Source organism: Sphingopyxis sp. (genome assembly GCF_019459305.1).
Classification (GTDB): Bacteria; Pseudomonadota; Alphaproteobacteria; order Sphingomonadales; family Sphingomonadaceae; genus Sphingopyxis.
The window spans coordinates 1-16,387 of the sequence record NZ_JAIBES010000023.1; the positions used below are offsets into that span (position 1 = coordinate 1).

Below are 16,387 nucleotides of genomic sequence, written 5' to 3' on the forward strand. Positions count from 1 at the left end.
CGCCCCCCCCCCCCCCCCCCCCCCCCCCCCGCGGCCCGATTTCATGTTTCATATCGGCCATGTCGGATCGACGCTCGTCTCGCGCCTGCTGGCTGAGGCCAGCGATGTACTGCCGCTGCGCGAACCGATGTTGCTGCGAACGCTCGCGCAGGTCGCCGAGCGGATCGAGCGGCCAGAGTCGGTCTGGTCGCCCGATCGGTACCAGACCCGTCTAGGACAGGCGCTGGGCTGGCTTGGCCGTGGTTTTGGTCCCGGCCAACGCGCCATGGTCAAGGCATCGAGCGTCATCACCGCCATCGCCGCCGACCTGACCAAAGCCGACGGACGCAGTCTGTTTCTGTACGCCCCGCTCCGCCCCTACATAGCAACGATCCTCGCCGGCGAAGCATCGCTGGCCGAAACGCTCGCCCAAGCATCGGCCCGCATGGCACGGCTGGCCGCCTTGCTTCCTGACCTTGATGCGGCGCTTTGGCAGCTGCCCCCGGTGACGCGGGTGGCGATGAGCTGGCTGTGCGAGATGGCCACAGCACAGCGGACGCTTCCGCCCGGCGATCCGCGCCACCTGTGGATCGATTTCGAGGCGATGCTCGCCAAACCAGCAGCCGCGCTCGCGGCGCAGGTGGCACATTTTGGTTTGATATCCGATCCCGGAAGGATCGACGCCGCAATAGCCGGGCCGATCATGCGCCAATATTCAAAGTCGCCCGACCATAGCTACAGCCCCGACCTGCGCCGTGAACTTCAGGCACAAGCCGAAGCGACCCATGCAGCGGCGATTGGCGACGCAATCGCGTGGGTTGAAGCGCTTGTGGCACGTTATACAAGTCTTGCCGATCTGCCGATCCATAACGACCAGGAAATCACATGTTCAAACTAGTGCAGCTTCTCGATGACGGCGCCGTTCGCGCCCTGCGCGACATCGCCGCCGACGGTCAGTTCGTCGATGGCAAGATCAGCAATCCGCATTCCAAGGTTAAGAACAATCTTCAGCTTCATGATGCCAATGCCTATGAGCGATCGTCGAAAATCCTGCTCGAAGCGATGGTCCAGAACCCCGATTTCATGGAGTTCGCCTTTCCGGCCCGCATCGCTCCGCCATTGATGACGCGCTACACGCCCGGGATGCACTATGGCCTCCACCCGGATACGGCCTATATCCCACTACCCGAAGGCCAGCTGCGTACCGATGTCAGTTGTACTGTGTTTCTTAACGATCCTGCCGACTATGACGGCGGCGCGCTGCATGTCCAGCTCGGCGGCGCGGACCTGCGCTTCAAGGAGGCGCCCGGCGTCGCGATCATTTATCCCTCGCACACGCTGCACGAGGTCGAGCCGGTGACCCGCGGCGAGCGGCTGGTCGCGATCACATTCATCCAAAGCCTCATTCCCGACGTTCAGCAGCGGAACCTGATCTACGAACTCAACGAAGTTGCCGCTCTCGAAGGGCTGAACATGGCGCCCGAAAACTATACCCGGTTACAGGCGGTGCAATATCAGTTGCTGCGGATGTGGCGGCGCTAAAGCCGTCATTTGTCAGAACCGTCCGGAATCCGCACGCAGCTTGCGCGATATCCGGCGCGCGTCGATCATCGGGATAACGCAGACGCCACGGCCTATGCCGCCATTTGCAGCCGGTTGCGGCCCCCGCGCTTTGCCATATAGAGCGCCTTGTCTGCACGCTGCAGCAGGTCTTCGGCGGTCTCGTCGTCGGCGAAGATTGCCAGGCCGATGCTGATCGTCGCCCCGGGACCGTCGCCACTTTCGCTATCGGTCTGCACCGCTTTGCGTACCCGTTCAGCGACCAGTTCAGCCGACAAGGCACTGCGTCCGCGCAGGATGCAGACAAATTCCTCACCGCCGAACCGCCCGACCAGATCTTCTTCGCGCAGCGACGCCTTGGCGCGCTGACCGACACGGCGGATCACATCGTCACCCGCGGCGTGCCCATGGGAATCGTTGATCTGCTTGAAATGATCGATGTCAAAGATCGCGACTGCCAGCGGCGTGCCTTGCTGCCTGGCTTCGCACAGCACCTGATCGAGGATTGCCAGCGTATGGCGCCGATTGGGCAGGCCGGTCAGCATATCGGTGTTGGCCACACGTTCGGCGTCGCTGCGCGCCGATTCCAGAATGCGGGCGTTTTCGACGGTTTCGGTGACGTCCTGAACCGTACCGAAAATGGCGACCGCTTTGCCCCGACGCCCCTTTTCGATCGACCCGTGAGACCTGACGTGCCGGATTCCTCCGTCGGCCCGCTTGATCCGTCCCTGATACACGAACGGTTCTCCCGTCCGAACTGCCTCCGTCAGGACTCTTTGAACTTTTGCACGATCCTCGGGCAGATATTGCGCAACACTGTAATCGACATCGACCGGAACGCCCGGTTCCAGCCCGTGGACGCGATAGGTTTGATCCGACCATTGGATCGTCCACGCTTTCAGATCGACGCGCCAGTGGCCGACAAGCGCCACCGCTTCTGCCTGGAGCAGCCAGCGGTTACTCTGCTCCAGCCGCTTGGCCAATCGTCTCTGGACTACCAGCAGCGCGGCCAGCGGCAGCGCAATAAACAGCAACGTCACCAGATAGAATTGCAGGAACAGCACCTCGACCTTTTGACTGTAGTTCATCGCCGCGATCGGACCGTGGCCGTGCGCCGTCAGCAGCGATGCAATCGCCGCAACGATCAGCATTCCCGCCGCTGCGCCGAACGGGCCAAGTCGGTAAGACGCGACGATGACCGCGACGCAAGGCAGGAACGTCACCGGGAATTCCGATTGCGCGAACGAAGCACCAGTAACGAATGCCGCCATGGTCAGCAGTCCGACGGCCTCAATCTTCATCGCGATCGACATATTGTTCAGCGCGTTGGATCCGACAATGCGCGCCAGCATGACGATCGGCGGGGTGACGATCAGCATGCCCAGCGCCACCGTCGTCATCCACGACAAAAAGAAATCCGGGCCGTTGGCCGTTAGCGCGGTGGCCACGACGGCGCTCGCCGCGCTTGCACTCAGCGTCGCAACGCAGAAGCGCCCCACCGCGCGCGGCGCCATGAACGACATCTCGGCACCCTCGAACCGCCGGATCAGCAACAGAGCGATCGTCGCTTCGACGGCATTCGCCACGGTGTAGGCGGTCGCCGTCAATGTATTGACGCCCCCGCTGATATTGGCACTGACACTCGCCAGCACCATCGCGGCAAAGGCGGCATAACGCACCCGGTCGGGCATCAACAGCAACAGCGCCAGAAAATAGCCGCTCGGCGGCCACACAGCCGCGATATTGTCTGCGCCCTTGGTCGCGTAGAGCGACAGGCTGGCCAGCAGATAATAGCCTGTGGCGGTCAGGAGGAACCAGAAAACCGCCTCGACTCGGGGAGACAAAGACCGGATCATGCCTCCAACTAACCGAAAAGTGAGTAAGAAACCGCTAATTTATCCACAGTTTGTCGGACGGGGTGCGGCGCCGTGCAACTGGATCATGCGATGCCACCAAAGGTCAATCCGACGACCTCCTCGACCATCGCCTCATCCCACTCCAGTCGCCGGTCGAGGATCAGCATCGCCAGCCCATGGACCAGCGCCCAGGCGTGCAACGCCGCACGGTCGGGGTTCTCAACGCCCGGCAACGCTTCGCCTATCCCGGCGCGGAGCAGATTATAGGCAACTTCGCCGCCGTCGCCGCCAACATTCGCATGGCGCGCCGACATCTGGCGGGTGAAGCTCAGGCGGAACAGCGCGGGCTCGTCATGGGCAAAACGGACATAGGTCGTCCCCGTCGCCCTGAACCCGCTGCGCCCACCGCCGGCCTTTAGCCACGCCTGCGCCTGTCGCGCGCCCAGCCGCCGCAGCCCCTCGTCGGCAAGCGCGTCGAGCAGCGCCTCCTTGTCGGGAAAGTGGCGGTAAAGTGCGGTAGCGCTGACTCCGACGTCGCGCGCCAAGGCGCGCAACCCCAGCTCGCCGTCATCGCCCGCCTCCAGCCGTTTCAGCCCTGCCGCAATCACCGCCGCGCGCAAGTCGCCATGATGATAAGCGCCGGCCGCTTTCGCGCCGTCACTTTTTATGTTGACACTGTTATCTTTTTCGATCATGTTGCCACCGTAAACATTTCGAGTCGCCAGCGCAATCTTCTCCACGCTAAGCGGCACCTTCGCCAACATCCGTAAGGAGCAAGATCATGGCAAGCAACGTTGAAACCCTCATCCGCGGTGCCGTCGTCAAAGGCATTGGCAAAGTCGCCGATTTCAATCGCAAACGCCTACCGCGTCCCACCGACGCCCACCCCTTTCTGACGGGCATCCACCAACCGATGACCGAAGAACTGACGCTCGCAGGCCTGCGCGTCGAAGGCGAAATCCCCGCCGGGCTCACTGGTCGCTACCTCCGCAACGGCCCGAACCCTGCCATCGCCCCCGATCCCGCAAGCTATCACTGGTTCACCGGCGCGGGCATGGTCCACGGCATCCGTATCGAGGGCGGCAAAGCCAACTGGTACCGGAACCGCTGGATCCGCGGCAGCGAAGCCTGCGAAGCGCTGGGCGAAGACCTGCCCCCCGGCCCGCGCGCCGATCGCAACGACGCGCCGAACACCAATGTCGTCGGCCTCGCCGGCCGCACCTTCGCGATCGTGGAGGCGGGCGGCAAGCCGGTCGAGCTGGACTATGAGCTGAACACAATCGCGCATAACCCCTTCGACGGAACCTTGGTCGGCGCTTTCACGGCGCATCCGCATCATGACCCCGTCACCGACGAGGTCCACGCGATCACCTATCGCGGCGACGAGCCGAACAAGGTCTGGCACGTGGTGATGGACAGCAACGCACACGTCATCCGTGAAGAAGCGGTTGCAGTCAGCGACGGACCCTCGATCCACGACTGCGCGATCACCGAAAATTACGTGCTCGTGTTCGACCTCCCCGTCACCTTCTCGATGAAGATGCTGCTCGCGGGCTATCGCTTCCCCTATGCATGGAATGACGCGCATCCGGCGCGCGTTGGCCTCCTCCCCAGGAAAGGCAGCGGCGACAGTATCGTCTGGGTGCCGGTCGAGCCCTGCTATGTCTTCCACCCCGCCAATGCGTATGAGACCGCGGACGGCAAGGTGATCGTCGATGTCGTGGCGCACGAAACCATGTTCGCCGAATCGAAACGCGGGCCCGACAGCCAGAAATCTCGCATGGAACGCTGGACGATCGATCCGGTCGCCGGGACAACGACGCGCACCGTCATCCACGATCATGCGCAGGAATTTCCGCGCTATGATGAGCGGTTGACGACGAAGCCCTATCGCTTCGCCTACAGTATCGCGCTGCCCGATGGCGAGAATGTCGAATGGGCGCTGGCCGAAACGCGGCTGTTCAAGCATGACCTTGAAGCGGGCTCGACCGCCATCCATGATTTCGGCCCTGGTCGCCATCCCGGCGAGTTCGTCTTCGTCCCGCGCAGCGAGAGCAGTGCCGAGGATGATGGCTGGTTGATCGGCTTGGTCGTCAATATGAATGACGAAACGACCGCGCTCGTCATCCTCAACGCCGATGATTTTACCGGGTCACCGCAAGCTGTCGTTCATCTGCCGCATCGGGTTCCGCCGGGGTTTCATGGGAACTGGCTAGCGGACTGACCGTCCCGCGGCGCGCTATCAGCGCATCGGTCACGCGCAGCGACCGTTCATTGTCGACATCGATCGCCGTCGCCCCGTTGCTGACCAGTAGTGGGGCGATTTCGACCTTCAAATGCCGCGAGATGCGTGCGAAAATGTGGTGGATCGGCCCGAGCCCAAACCGGAAGCGGAGCATGTTTACTAGCCCGAAAGCCTGCATCACGCGGAAGGGTTTTTTGATGAACTGGCCGCCGCCGCGAAACGCCTCGGTCGCCTTCAGCGCGCCGGGATGGCCGATCCAATAGGCGTTGCAGTTCGACACCGCGACGTCGGAAAATTCGTAGAAACGCCGCTGGCCTTCGGGATGCGCCGCCAACACATCCTCCCGCCGTGCCAATGCCACCCCCGCCTCGACATCGAGACGCGCGGCCTCCGCCTCGATCTCGGCGATCGTTTCGGGCGTCAGCAGGCAATTGTCGGCGGTCGTGATCAGCAACGGAAAACGGGCTACGCCCGCGACACCCAGAACCGAGTCCGCCAGATTGCCCGCCGCGGGTACAACGACCAGACGATTGCCCAGCAATTTTACTATCGGGTCTTGCAAATCGGCCAACAATCCCAAGTGGTGCGTCGACACGAATATCTGCCCGGCGTCGCTTGCCGCTGCACTGTTCAGAACATGCGCGATCATCGGCCGGCCCGCGACAGGAACCAGACATTTGTCCGCGACGCCATATGCTGCCGCCAAAGCATCAACGGCGCCCGACCGACGCCCCGCGAGGATCAGGATCGAACCGGTCATGCCGCGTCCCGCCGCGCCATCGCCGGCGCGATCTGGCGGAGCATGCTCTCGGCAACGATCGTTTCGATCAGCGTCGCATGGGTAAAGCCCGCGACCACGGCCGAGCGCGAGAACAGCTTTTCGGACCACAGGTTACAGTTGAGATTCACTTCAAGAAGGCGCACGTCGCCGGTCGCCTGATCGACCCGGAACTCGAAACGGCCATAGTCGAAGGGTCGAAACACATCGGCCATGCGGCGCGTATATTCGATGACTTGCCGACTGATCAGCGGATCGTCGAAGCGCTTGATACAATAGCCGACGTTGCCAACCAGATCGCGCTTTTCCTGATAGGTGCGCAGCTGGGTGGGATCGTCCTGCTCGAAAATCATCATCGGCAGCATCGCGGATTCGCCGTCAAGCGTAATCACCGGCACCTCGATATCGCTGCCGTCGATGAAGGGTTCGACGAGCACGTCATGGTCGAGCGCGTGGATTTCGGCGATCGCCTGCGCCAGTTCGACCCGGTCATGGGCATCGCGGACTCCCCATGATGCGGAGCTGTTGTTCGGCTTGATCACCCAGCGCCGGGCGGGCGGGCAGCGCGCCGCGTCGACCGGCGTGCCGCGGCGGAACAGCGCCCAAGGCGCGGTCGGCACGCCGCGCGCCGCGGCCTCCAGCTTGGTCAGATGCTTGTCGTCGGAAAGACCGCGAACGATCGGCGAAGCGCCGAGATAGGGCAAGCCATGCTGGTTGCAGAGCAGGGGCAGCAGCATTTCCGAATTGAAGAAACCACCGCGGTTGAGCAGCGGGAAAACAAAATCGGCGGCGGGCCGATCAAACAGCGCGGCATAGTTGTCGGCGATCAGCAGTTCGATGTTCAATCCCTCCAGCGTCTCGCGCATTTCACGATGATACAGGGCATGATTACCGTCGTCGGCATGCAGCCCGCCGGTCCAACGGGCATGTTTGGCAATGAACAGCAGGCGCTGGGTTTCACGCAGGCGATCGGGCAGCCGGGTGGGCGCAAGGTCGGTCGTTTTCATGCGCCGTGTTGACCATGCCAAGGTTGCGCGGCGATGACGAATTGGTGACGACAAGTGACCGCGAAATGCAAGATCAGTGTCATTCTTACCACCAAAGCGCTGAGAAACTGCAATTTTTATACGGAGGCGAAACACGACAGCGCGGTCCCACCGACCGCAAAGCCGATACCCAAGCACGACCAATTACAGCGAATTCCTCGCCGCGCCGTCCGACCGCAACGGCTCGTCGCGGAAATCTGACTTTCGGTGCAGCGCTTTTCCGGCGCGGTTCGTTCGTCCTTCACTATGATGAAAAATATCGCCCTGTCCCGCACTGCCACGAGCGCGATTGCCGCGTTCTTGGTCCTGTCCACCCCCGCCGCTTTCGCGCAGGAAGCGCCGACGATCATGATGACCCCGCCGGTCGCGGGGCCGGCCACCGAAGCACCGGCACCCCAAACCCCGCCGACGGTCGCCGAACCGAACGCCCCCGCACCGATCGCCGCGCCGCAGAGCGCGCAGACCCCGACACCGACCCCCGTGATCCGCGTGCCGCTGGAGATCGCGCCGGTCGAAGCTACCCCCGCGCCCCGCGCGGCCGAGCGTGCAGAAACGCCTGCTCCGGCCCGCGCCGAACAGCGTAGCCGTTCGGCTGCAGCCGCACCGGTAGCCGCCGCTCCTGTCGCAGCCCCGGTTGCCGATACCGCTCCTCCAGTTTCAAAACTGGCGTCGATCGCTGCTCCGATGGCAGCGCCCTCTGAGCCCGCCCTTGAAGCGACCCCGGCACCTGCGGAATCCGCGACCGCAACGGGCGGCGAATTCCCGTGGGAGATCGCCGGTGGCGCCGCTGCCCTGCTAATCGTCGGCGGGGCCGGTCTGGCCTTTGCCCGCCGTCGCCGTCACGCCGCGGACGAAATTTCCTATGACGAGGTTGTCCACGACGCGCCTGTCCAGCGTTTCAAACCCATCGCTGCGAGCGCTCCGATCGCCAGCGAAGCCCAGCAGTGGGTGAGCCCGGCCTATGCACCCCGCGCCGCGGAAACTGCCACCCCGCGCACGACGCCCGCCTTTGCAGCCGCCCCTAGCGGCAGCATGGGACGACATGAAGCGATGGCGATGGCCGGTCCTACGCCGGAAAACCCGTTCGCGACGCTCAACAAGCGCCTGAAGCGCGCGCGATTCTTTGATCGTCAGGAGCGCATCGCCTATGACGAAACGCTTGGCGCGCAGAAGGACATGCCGCACAAGCCGGTCAGCGCGTGGGAAGTCGCCCAGCGCCCTGCCCCGGCGATGCAGCAACAGGAGGTGCGCCGCCCCGAACCGGCCCGTGCGCGCACGACCACCACGTTCCGTCCGGGCTATTCAACCAACTGAGCGCCCAGACAATCAGGCGTGGTCACCTGACCACCAAAAAAGGGCGGTGCCTCGCGGCGCCGCCCTTTCTTTTTGTCAGAAGCCGGTCGAATGAACCGACCAGATCCGCAAACTGATTACTTCAGTTCAACGGTGCCGCCAGCGGCGAGGATCTTAGCCTTCAGCTCTTCAGCTTCTGCCTTGTTCACGCCTTCCTTGATGGCCTTCGGCGCACCTTCGACGAGTGCCTTGGCTTCGCCAAGACCCAGGCCGGTGATCGCACGGACTTCCTTAATCACGTTGATCTTGTTGCCGCCGTCACCCGTCAGGATGACGTCGAATTCGGTCTGCTCTTCAACCGCCGGGCCAGCAGCGGCAGCAGCCGGAGCAGCAGCAACAGCAGCAGCAGCCGAAACGCCCCACTTTTCTTCGAGCATCTTCGACAGGTCAGCCGCTTCGAGGACGGTCAGTGCCGAAAGTTCTTCAACGATCTTTGCAAGATCAGCCATGTTCATTCTCCATCAGAACCGGGATTTCCCGGCAGTAAGTTTCAATACTAGTTCGAAATCACGCTGCTTCTTTGGCGGCATATGCGCCAAAAACCCGCGCCAGCTGGCCAGCCGGGGCTGCGGCAATCTGCGCAACCTTGGTAGCCGGAGCCTGCACCAGACCAATGATCTTGGCGCGCAGCTCGTCGAGCGAGGGAAGCGAAGCCAGCGCTTTGACGCCATTCACGTCGAGCACCACGTCGCCCATGCCACCGCCAACGATTTCAAGCTTGTCGTTGGTCTTGGCAAATTCCACCACGATCTTGGCTGCCGCGACCGGATCGGTCGAGGTTGCAAGCGCGGTGGGGCCGGTCAGCAGTTCGCCGATCCCGCCATAGGACGTGCCGTCGAGCGCGATTTTGGCAAGACGGTTCTTCGTGACGCGAAAGTCGGCTCCTGCATCGCGCATCTGCTGGCGCAGCACCGTCGACTGAGCGACGGTCATGCCGAGGTTGCGGACGACCACAACCGAGGCAGCTGATGCCAGCGTAGCGTTCAGCGAGGATACGGCTTCGGCCTTTTCCGTACGATCCATGCCTATACTCCACTCTGTGCCCGGATGCGCGGACGCCGAAACGCACGCGCCACCGGGCGGCTAACACACGCAAAACCAGACGCGAGCCAAGGCTCCCCCGTTTTTGCGCAACGATGTCCGAAGGGGTCGGTCAAGACGCGTCGCCTGACAGACAGGCGGGCGACCGAAAAAGACTGTTCCCCGTCTCGGCTGGAAATTAAGCAGGGCAAATCCCCTGCACCAACTGTCTCGGACGGAATTGCCGCGGCCGGAGCCGTAGCAACACGGGGGTGCTAATAGCCGGAAACGACCGGAAGTCAAGGCGGAGCGCGGATGATTTTGCCACCCAGTGCGCATCGAACACCTTGCAAAGTTCAAACCAAGATATATCTTAGACGCATCGAGAATCAATCAAAGGAATAACCATGATATTTTATGCGAAAATGGAAGGCCGCGGTTGTGGCGGGCGGCGGGCGATCCACCGCGGTGGCGGGCGCGGCTTTGGTCATGGCTTCGGACATGGCTTTGGCGGCCGAAGCGGGGGCAGTGGCCGGGGCGAGCGCGGCGAGCGGCGGCGGATGTTCGACAGCGGCGAGCTGCGGCTGGTGCTGCTGAAACTGATCGGCGACGAACCCCGACACGGATACGACCTGATCCGCCAGATTGAGGAGCTGACCGGCGGCGCCTATGCGCCAAGCCCCGGGGTGATCTATCCGACGCTGACCCTGCTCGACGACATGGGGCAGATCGAGGCGCAACAGAGCGAGGGCGCCAAAAAGCTGTTCGCGATCACCGACGCCGGACGCGCCGAGCTGGAAGCCCATGCGGACGTTGTCGATGCGGCGATCGCGCGCCTGACCGCGGTCGGCGAAGAAACGCAGCGCACGGACTCGGCGTCGGTCCGCCGCGCGATGGGCAATTTGCGCCAGGTGCTGATGGACCGGCTGGGCGACCGCGATCTCGACAAGGCGGCGCTGCACGACATTGTCGCGCTGATCGACGAGGCGGCGCAAAAGATCGAGCGGCTGTAATGACGGTCAGTGCCACCGCGGCGGTGCCGGCCGCGCATGCGAGCAAATATCTGCAACCGCTGTGCAAGCATTGGCAGCAAATTTGCAGGTCGAGTTCACCGCCGACCACGGCACCCTGACCTTTCCGAAGGATGCGCGCGGAGCCGACTGGCCGGGCAATGCGCTGGTGACCTTCGATGCCGGGCCCGACAGGCCGGGGGTCCGCATCGACGCCAGCGTCGGGGGGCAGCTCGAGGGACTGTAGGGCGCCGTCGCGCGCCACCTCGGCCGCTCCACGTTTCGCGAGGCGCCCCTGACGTTCGGCTGGCAGAAGGGGTGATCGTCGTCACGCCTTATCTTCTAATCATTGCGAGGAGCCGAGGCGACGCGGCAATCCGGAGCGTGCGTAAACCGCTCTGGATTGATCGGCCTACGGCCGCCTTCGGCCCGCTCCGCTCTCAATGACAAGTGCGGTGAAGCGATCTTATCGTTCTTCAATATTATCGATTGACGATAAGCGCGTCTCGTCATATATTGTTATTCGATAAGCAATCTATCGGAGAACGATATGCCTACTGCTAACCCCACCCTGCTCCGCGCGACCCGCGGCTTGCTTTGGCTGACGCTGGGGCTGATCATCGCCGCGGCGCTTATCGTTGCCGGGGTCGCGGTTGCGCTGCTCGTCGCCTGGCCCGAGGTGATGACCGAAATTCGTAGCACCCCCGAGTTCATCAACGCGACAATGATGCGCTTTCCGCTGGGACTGCTGATGCTGTTGCTCGTCGCGATCCTGACCGCAGCGGGCTATATCATCCGCCAGTTGCAGGCGCTGGTCGCCAGCGCCGCGCGTGATCCCTTCATCGCCGACAATGCGGCACGACTGCGCCGGATCGGCTGGGCGCTGGTCGCGGTCCAGTTGCTGGCCATCCCCCTGCACTGGACCGCCAGCAGCATCGCCAAGGCGGGCAGCGAGTTCAGCGAGATGGGCGGCCTTTCGATCAGCAGCCTGCTCGCGATCCTGCTCGCCTTTGTCCTGGCGGCGGTGTTCGAACAGGGCGCGGCGATGCGCGACGAGCTGGAAGGGACCGTGTGATGGCGATCGTCGTGAAACTCGATGACCTGCTGCACGCAAAGCGGATGACGCTGACCGACCTGTCCGACCGCATCGGAATCACGCTGGCCAATCTGTCGATCCTGAAAACCGGCAAGGCGAAGGCGATGCGCTTTTCGACGCTGGAGGCGATTTGCACCGAGCTGGAGTGCCAGCCGGGCGACCTGTTGGTGTTCGAAACCGAATGCTGACCGTGCCGCCGGCCGGACCCTGACCCCGCTCCGCCCCCGGTCGGGGCGGGGTTTTCTTTGTCGGTTTGACGCGGAACGCGAATCTGCAATGATGCGTTGGACCAACCGACGGATTTGCCAGCCGCCGTTTCCGCAACCGATGAAAGGATCATCCGTGACCGACCCCCATGGCCTGCTTTGCCCGACCTGCCGCGTGAACTTGACGATGTCGGAGCGGCAGGGGATCGAAATCGATTATTGCCCGCAGTGCCGCGGCGTGTGGCTGGACCGCGGCGAGCTCGATAAGATTATCGAGCGCAGCGAAGCGGCGGCCGCCCCTGCCCCGCGTGCGTCGGCACCGCCGCCTCCGCCGCCGCCCTATCAGCAGCAGCCGCAGTATCGCGAGCACGGCAATGACGACCGCTATTATGGCGGCAAGCCTTACAAGAAGAATTACAAGAAGAGCTTTTTGAGCGAGTTGTTCGACTAAGCTGAACGATCCTCCCTGTCGCGTAGCGATGGGGAGATGGCAGCGCAAAGCGCTGACGGAGGGGCCATGGCGGGAAGTCGCCGCCCCTCCACCATCGCCTACGGCGACGGTCCCCCTCCCCATGGCTCCGCCACAGGGAGGAACTTAGTCAGCCCACCACCGCATTCCGCCGGGCGTAGAGGAAATAGACCGCCAGCCCGACGACGTTCCACACCAGGAACCATAGCTGCGTCTGTGCCGGCAGGCTGAAGAACAGATAGATACAGCCGAGCACCGCGATGGCGCCGATCACCCACGGCATCGGGGCACGGAAAGTGCGCGGGGCGTCGGGAGCGCGGACGCGCATGATCAGCATGCAGATCGACACCGCGGTGAACGCGGCGAGCGTTCCGGCATTGGCGAGCGCCGCGAGTTCGCCGAGCGGGATAAAGCCCGCGAGCACGGCGACGACAAGCGCAGTGAAGATGGTGATGCGCACCGGGGTACCGCGCGACGACAGGGTCGCGAGGCTGGCGGGCAGCAGGCCGTCGCGCGCCATGGTAAAGAAGATGCGGCTCTGTCCATAGAAGAAGGCGAGGATCACGGTCGGCAGCGCGATGATCGCCGACACCGCAAGATATTGCGCCGCCAGCGGACTGCCGAGTTCGCGCAGGATCAGTGCCAGCGGTTCGGGGCTGTTGGCGAAGCGGGTGTACGCAATCGCACCGACCGCAGCGACCGCAACCGCGATATAGATGACGACGCAAACAAACATCGACCCGACAATACCGATCTTGAGATCGCGGTCGGGGTTTTTCGTTTCTTCCGCCGCCGTCGCAATGGCGTCGAAGCCGTAGAAGGCGAAAAAGATGATCGCCGCAGCGGCCATCACGCCGCGCTCGACCCCGTCCGACCCCATATCTTTGGCAAAGCCATAAGGGCTGAAGGGTTCAAGATTAGCGGCGTTGAACGCGGGGAGCGCGACCGCGACAAAGATCACCAGCGCAATAACTTTCACGACGACGAGGATCGCGTTGAGCGTGGCGCTTTCGCGCGTGCCGACGAGCAACAGCCCCGCGACGACCGCGATGATCGCGATCGCCGGGAGGTTAACGATGCCGCCGAGTTCCGGCCCCTGCATCAGCGCCATCGGCACACCCGCCCATGCCTCCAGCAAGGGCGCAGCATAGCCCGACCAGCCGACCGCGACCGCGCTGACCACCAGCGAATATTCGAGAATGAGGCTCCACCCGACGACCCAGGCGATGAGTTCTCCAATCACGACATAGGAGTAGGTGTAGGCGCTGCCCGACGCAGGGATCATCGTCGCCATTTCGGCATAGGCGAGCGCGGCGCAGGCGCAGGCGCAGATCAGGCCCGCGATGCCGAAGGCGAGGATCACGGCGGGGCCAGCCTTGTCGGCGCCCACCCCGATCAGCGTCAAAATGCCGGTGCCGACGATTGCCCCGACGCCGAGCGCGATCAGATGCGGCCAGCCGAGCGTGCGCGCGAGCCCATGCCCCTCCTGCTGTTCCGGAACTATCGGTTTACGGCGCAGCAGGCTGTCGGACATTTGGACCCCTCTCCTAAAGGAAAAAAATTTTCCTGCCTTTTAGACTGGTGTGACACGAGCGCAAGATGCGCTGTCGGAATCGGGCGCAAGACCGATTTGTAGCCGGAAGCAGACGGTTCAACCAAGGGCCCACTACGCAACATCGCGAACGACCCAGCCCGCACGCAGGGCCAGCACCGCGGCGAGCGCGACCGCGAGCGCATAGGCTAGGGGCGGTGACCAGATGACGGCGCGCGCGCCGAGCAATGCGCCGCCGACGAGCGCCGCCCACAGGCCGAGGTGGTGAAGCCAGCGCCGATCGCCTTCGCCGCGCACGGCGTTGGCGATCTTTTGCCCCATCTGAACCAAAGTGCCGGTCATATAGGTAACCCCGATCACCGACCCATCGCGGCCCGCGATGGCGGCGTTGGCAACGCCCATTGCGAGTGCAAGCGACAGGATGGCGCTCCAGCCCTCGCCCTCCAGCCGCAGCAAGGTGGCGATGGCCAGCAAGATGGTGACGCCGAACAGCACTGCGGGTGTGCGCCGCCGCCCGGCGTGCGCGCCGACCAGCGATCCCGCCACCACCCCGGTGACGAACACCGCGATGATGATCGCGGCGACCAGCGCAGCGTGCTGCGCCTCGGCCAGTCCGACCGCGAGCCGGGTCGAATTACCGGTCATGAACGAGACGAAAAACCCTGCCGATTCGACGAAGCCGATGGCATCGACATACCCGGCGAGGATGGCGACGCCGAAGGCGAGCAGTTGATGCGAGGGGTCGAAGCGGATCATGCGATCAGAGCAGCCGCTCGATGACTTCGGCCAGCTTGGCATCGCGCTCCGACAGGCCGTCGGCGTCGTGCGTCGTCAGCAAGATGTCGACGCGGTTATAAACGTTCGACCATTCGGGATGGTGGTCCATTTTTTCGGCGATGATCGCGACACTGGCCATGAAGCCGAACGCCTGGGCGAAGTCGTCGAAGGTGAAGCGGCGAGTGATCGCGTCGCGGGTCGGTTCGTGCGTCCAGTCGGGGAAGCGGGTGAGCAGCGCGGCGCGGGCGTCGTTGTCGAGTTTCTGGACCATGAATTTTCTCCCGCTGGTAAAGGCCGTGCCGCCGCCATAAGGAAGGGCGCGATGACCGACAAGTCTGCCCTGCCAGCCGGATGGACCGGAATCGCCCCCGATGCCGACGCGATGTTCGCGATGGCCGAGGTCGCGCTCGACACCATGCCCGCGGTGTTTCTGCCGCATATTCAGGGCGTGGTGATTTCGATCGAAGAATTTGCCGACGATGAAGTGCTGAAATCGCTCGACATCGAGCATCCCTATGACCTGACCGGGCTGTACGAAGGCCGCCCGCTGACCGAACGAAGCGTCAGCGAAAGCGGCGGGATGCCCGACCGGGTGACGCTGTACCGCATTCCCATATTGGTCGAATGGATCGAGACTGGTGAGCGGCTCGACCGGCTGGTGCGGCACGTTCTGATCCACGAGATCGGGCATCATTTCGGTTTTTCGGACGATGATATGCACGCGCTGGAAGATATGGCGTGAGCGAGCTTTTGCGGCTCGATGGGGTGGCGTGCATCCGCGGCGACCGGTTGCTGTTCGAAAACCTGTCGCTGGCACTGGCGCCAGGCGACGCGCTGTGGCTGCGCGGGCCGAATGGCGCGGGCAAGTCGAGCCTGATCCGGCTGGCTGCGGGACTGCTCCGCGCCGCGGCGGGGACGGTCGAGCGGCGCGGGCGCTGCGCGCTAATCGACGAGGCCTCGGCGCTCGACGCCGAACTGCCGCTGCGACGCGCGCTCGATTTCTGGGCGCGGGTCGATACCGTCGACGGCCATGCGGTCGACCGCGCGATGGCGGCGATGGCGATGGCGCCGCTGAGCGAGGTGCCGGTGGCGATGCTGTCGACCGGGCAGCGCAAGCGCGCCGCGATGGTGCGCGTGATCGCGTCGGGGGCGCCGATCTGGCTGCTCGACGAGCCCGCGAACGGGATGGACGATGCGGCGCAAGGCCGGCTGGTGGCGGCGATTGCGGCGCATCGGGGTAATGGCGGAGCGGTGCTGCTGGCTTCGCATTTTGCGCTGAGGATTGGTGATCTGGCTGAGCTGGACATGGCGGCGCTGGCGTGATGCTCTTACCCTTCGTCATTTCGAGCGAAGCGAAGCAATCCAGGGGGGTTTTAGCTTCTCTGGATTTGTTAGGGTGGGGAGGCAATGCCCGGGGGGGGGAAACGCAGGGGCGAACCC

Annotated in this window: 20 protein-coding genes; 11 read left to right on the forward strand and 9 right to left on the reverse strand. The window is 63.7% G+C overall.

Annotated elements, in window-relative coordinates; genetic code table 11:
• Positions 1-877: hypothetical protein (locus K0M74_RS02590; protein ID WP_293967591.1), on the forward strand; the 877-nt coding region annotated here is incomplete at its 5' end.
• Complete coding sequence (locus K0M74_RS02595) at positions 865-1,521, forward strand: Fe2+-dependent dioxygenase (RefSeq protein ID WP_293967593.1); 657 nt, start codon at positions 865-867, stop codon at positions 1,519-1,521. The genes K0M74_RS02590 and K0M74_RS02595, both read left to right, overlap by 13 nt.
• Before the next feature lie 92 nt (positions 1,522-1,613).
• On the opposite strand, the gene K0M74_RS02600 is transcribed toward K0M74_RS02595, so the two are convergent.
• A complete protein-coding gene (locus K0M74_RS02600; protein ID WP_293967595.1) occupies positions 1,614-3,395 on the reverse strand; it encodes a sensor domain-containing diguanylate cyclase in 1,782 nt (593 codons plus the stop codon).
• 83 nt (positions 3,396-3,478) lie between these two features.
• Positions 3,479-4,090: a TetR/AcrR family transcriptional regulator gene (locus K0M74_RS02605; RefSeq protein WP_293967597.1), complete on the reverse strand. Its 612-nt coding sequence runs from the start codon at positions 4,088-4,090 to the stop codon at positions 3,479-3,481.
• A gap of 86 nt (positions 4,091-4,176) precedes the next feature.
• On the opposite strand from K0M74_RS02605, the gene K0M74_RS02610 reads away from it, so the two are divergent.
• Positions 4,177-5,619, forward strand: a complete 1,443-nt coding sequence (locus K0M74_RS02610) for a carotenoid oxygenase family protein (RefSeq protein ID WP_293967599.1) — start codon at positions 4,177-4,179, stop codon at positions 5,617-5,619.
• Here the strand turns inward: K0M74_RS02610 and K0M74_RS02615 are convergent.
• The gene (locus K0M74_RS02615; RefSeq protein WP_293967601.1) at positions 5,540-6,400 is read right to left on the reverse strand and encodes an NTP transferase domain-containing protein; all 861 of its coding nucleotides are present in this window, start codon (positions 6,398-6,400) and stop codon (positions 5,540-5,542) included. The two genes, K0M74_RS02610 and K0M74_RS02615, sit on opposite strands and share 80 nt — an antisense overlap.
• Positions 6,397-7,425, reverse strand: a complete 1,029-nt coding sequence (locus K0M74_RS02620; protein WP_293967603.1) for a phosphoribosylglycinamide synthetase — start codon at positions 7,423-7,425, stop codon at positions 6,397-6,399. The genes K0M74_RS02615 and K0M74_RS02620 overlap by 4 nt, the downstream gene beginning before the upstream one ends.
• 285 nt (positions 7,426-7,710) lie before the next feature.
• On the opposite strand from K0M74_RS02620, the gene K0M74_RS02625 reads away from it, so the two are divergent.
• Complete coding sequence (locus K0M74_RS02625; protein WP_293967605.1) at positions 7,711-8,778, forward strand: hypothetical protein; 1,068 nt, start codon at positions 7,711-7,713, stop codon at positions 8,776-8,778.
• Positions 8,779-8,894: 116 nt separating this feature from the next.
• On the opposite strand, the gene rplL is transcribed toward K0M74_RS02625, so the two are convergent.
• Positions 8,895-9,266 carry a 50S ribosomal protein L7/L12 gene (gene rplL, locus K0M74_RS02630; RefSeq protein WP_293967606.1) on the reverse strand — a complete coding sequence of 124 codons (372 nt, stop codon included), beginning with the start codon at positions 9,264-9,266 and terminating at the stop codon, positions 8,895-8,897.
• Between the two features lie 58 nt (positions 9,267-9,324).
• Positions 9,325-9,840 (reverse strand): 50S ribosomal protein L10, encoded by a 516-nt coding sequence (rplJ, locus tag K0M74_RS02635; protein ID WP_088440331.1) that lies wholly within the window; start codon positions 9,838-9,840, stop codon positions 9,325-9,327.
• Positions 9,841-10,244: 404 nt separating this feature from the next.
• Here rplJ and K0M74_RS02640 point away from each other — a divergent pair, with 404 nt between their 5' ends.
• From K0M74_RS02640 to K0M74_RS02660, 5 genes are all read left to right on the forward strand, one after another.
• Entirely contained in the window at positions 10,245-10,850 is a 606-nt protein-coding gene (locus tag K0M74_RS02640) for a PadR family transcriptional regulator (protein ID WP_293967607.1), read from the forward strand.
• A gap of 70 nt (positions 10,851-10,920) precedes the next feature.
• Complete coding sequence (locus K0M74_RS19790) at positions 10,921-11,094, forward strand: hypothetical protein (protein ID WP_366932627.1); 174 nt, start codon at positions 10,921-10,923, stop codon at positions 11,092-11,094.
• Positions 11,095-11,397: 303 nt separating this feature from the next.
• Entirely contained in the window at positions 11,398-11,922 is a 525-nt protein-coding gene (locus K0M74_RS02650) for a DUF2975 domain-containing protein (RefSeq protein WP_293967609.1), read from the forward strand.
• Positions 11,922-12,131 carry a helix-turn-helix transcriptional regulator gene (locus tag K0M74_RS02655; protein WP_293967611.1) on the forward strand — a complete coding sequence of 70 codons (210 nt, stop codon included), beginning with the start codon at positions 11,922-11,924 and terminating at the stop codon, positions 12,129-12,131. The genes K0M74_RS02650 and K0M74_RS02655 overlap by 1 nt, the downstream gene beginning before the upstream one ends.
• Positions 12,132-12,270: 139 nt before the next feature.
• Entirely contained in the window at positions 12,271-12,600 is a 330-nt protein-coding gene (locus tag K0M74_RS02660) for a zf-TFIIB domain-containing protein (protein ID WP_293967613.1), read from the forward strand.
• Between the two features lie 148 nt (positions 12,601-12,748).
• Here the strand turns inward: K0M74_RS02660 and K0M74_RS02665 are convergent, their stop codons facing one another.
• The 3 genes from K0M74_RS02665 to K0M74_RS02675 all read right to left on the reverse strand — a co-directional run bounded on the left by K0M74_RS02665 (position 12,749) and on the right by K0M74_RS02675 (position 15,218).
• Positions 12,749-14,152, reverse strand: coding sequence for an amino acid permease (locus tag K0M74_RS02665; protein WP_293967615.1), 1,404 nt, complete (start codon positions 14,150-14,152; stop codon positions 12,749-12,751).
• A 132-nt stretch (positions 14,153-14,284) separates the two neighbouring features.
• On the reverse strand, positions 14,285-14,926 hold the full coding sequence (locus K0M74_RS02670) for a DUF1275 family protein (RefSeq protein WP_293967617.1): 642 nt from the start codon (positions 14,924-14,926) through the stop codon (positions 14,285-14,287).
• A gap of 4 nt (positions 14,927-14,930) precedes the next feature.
• Positions 14,931-15,218 (reverse strand): 4a-hydroxytetrahydrobiopterin dehydratase, encoded by a 288-nt coding sequence (locus tag K0M74_RS02675; RefSeq protein WP_293967619.1) that lies wholly within the window; start codon positions 15,216-15,218, stop codon positions 14,931-14,933.
• A gap of 51 nt (positions 15,219-15,269) precedes the next feature.
• Here K0M74_RS02675 and K0M74_RS02680 point away from each other — a divergent pair, with 51 nt between their 5' ends.
• Together K0M74_RS02680 and ccmA are read left to right on the forward strand one after the other, a co-directional pair.
• Entirely contained in the window at positions 15,270-15,689 is a 420-nt protein-coding gene (locus K0M74_RS02680) for a metallopeptidase family protein (protein ID WP_293967621.1), read from the forward strand.
• The gene (gene ccmA / locus K0M74_RS02685) at positions 15,686-16,270 is read left to right on the forward strand and encodes a heme ABC exporter ATP-binding protein CcmA (protein WP_293967623.1); all 585 of its coding nucleotides are present in this window, start codon (positions 15,686-15,688) and stop codon (positions 16,268-16,270) included. The genes K0M74_RS02680 and ccmA overlap by 4 nt, the downstream gene beginning before the upstream one ends.
• The last annotated feature ends 117 nt before the right edge of the window (positions 16,271-16,387 follow it).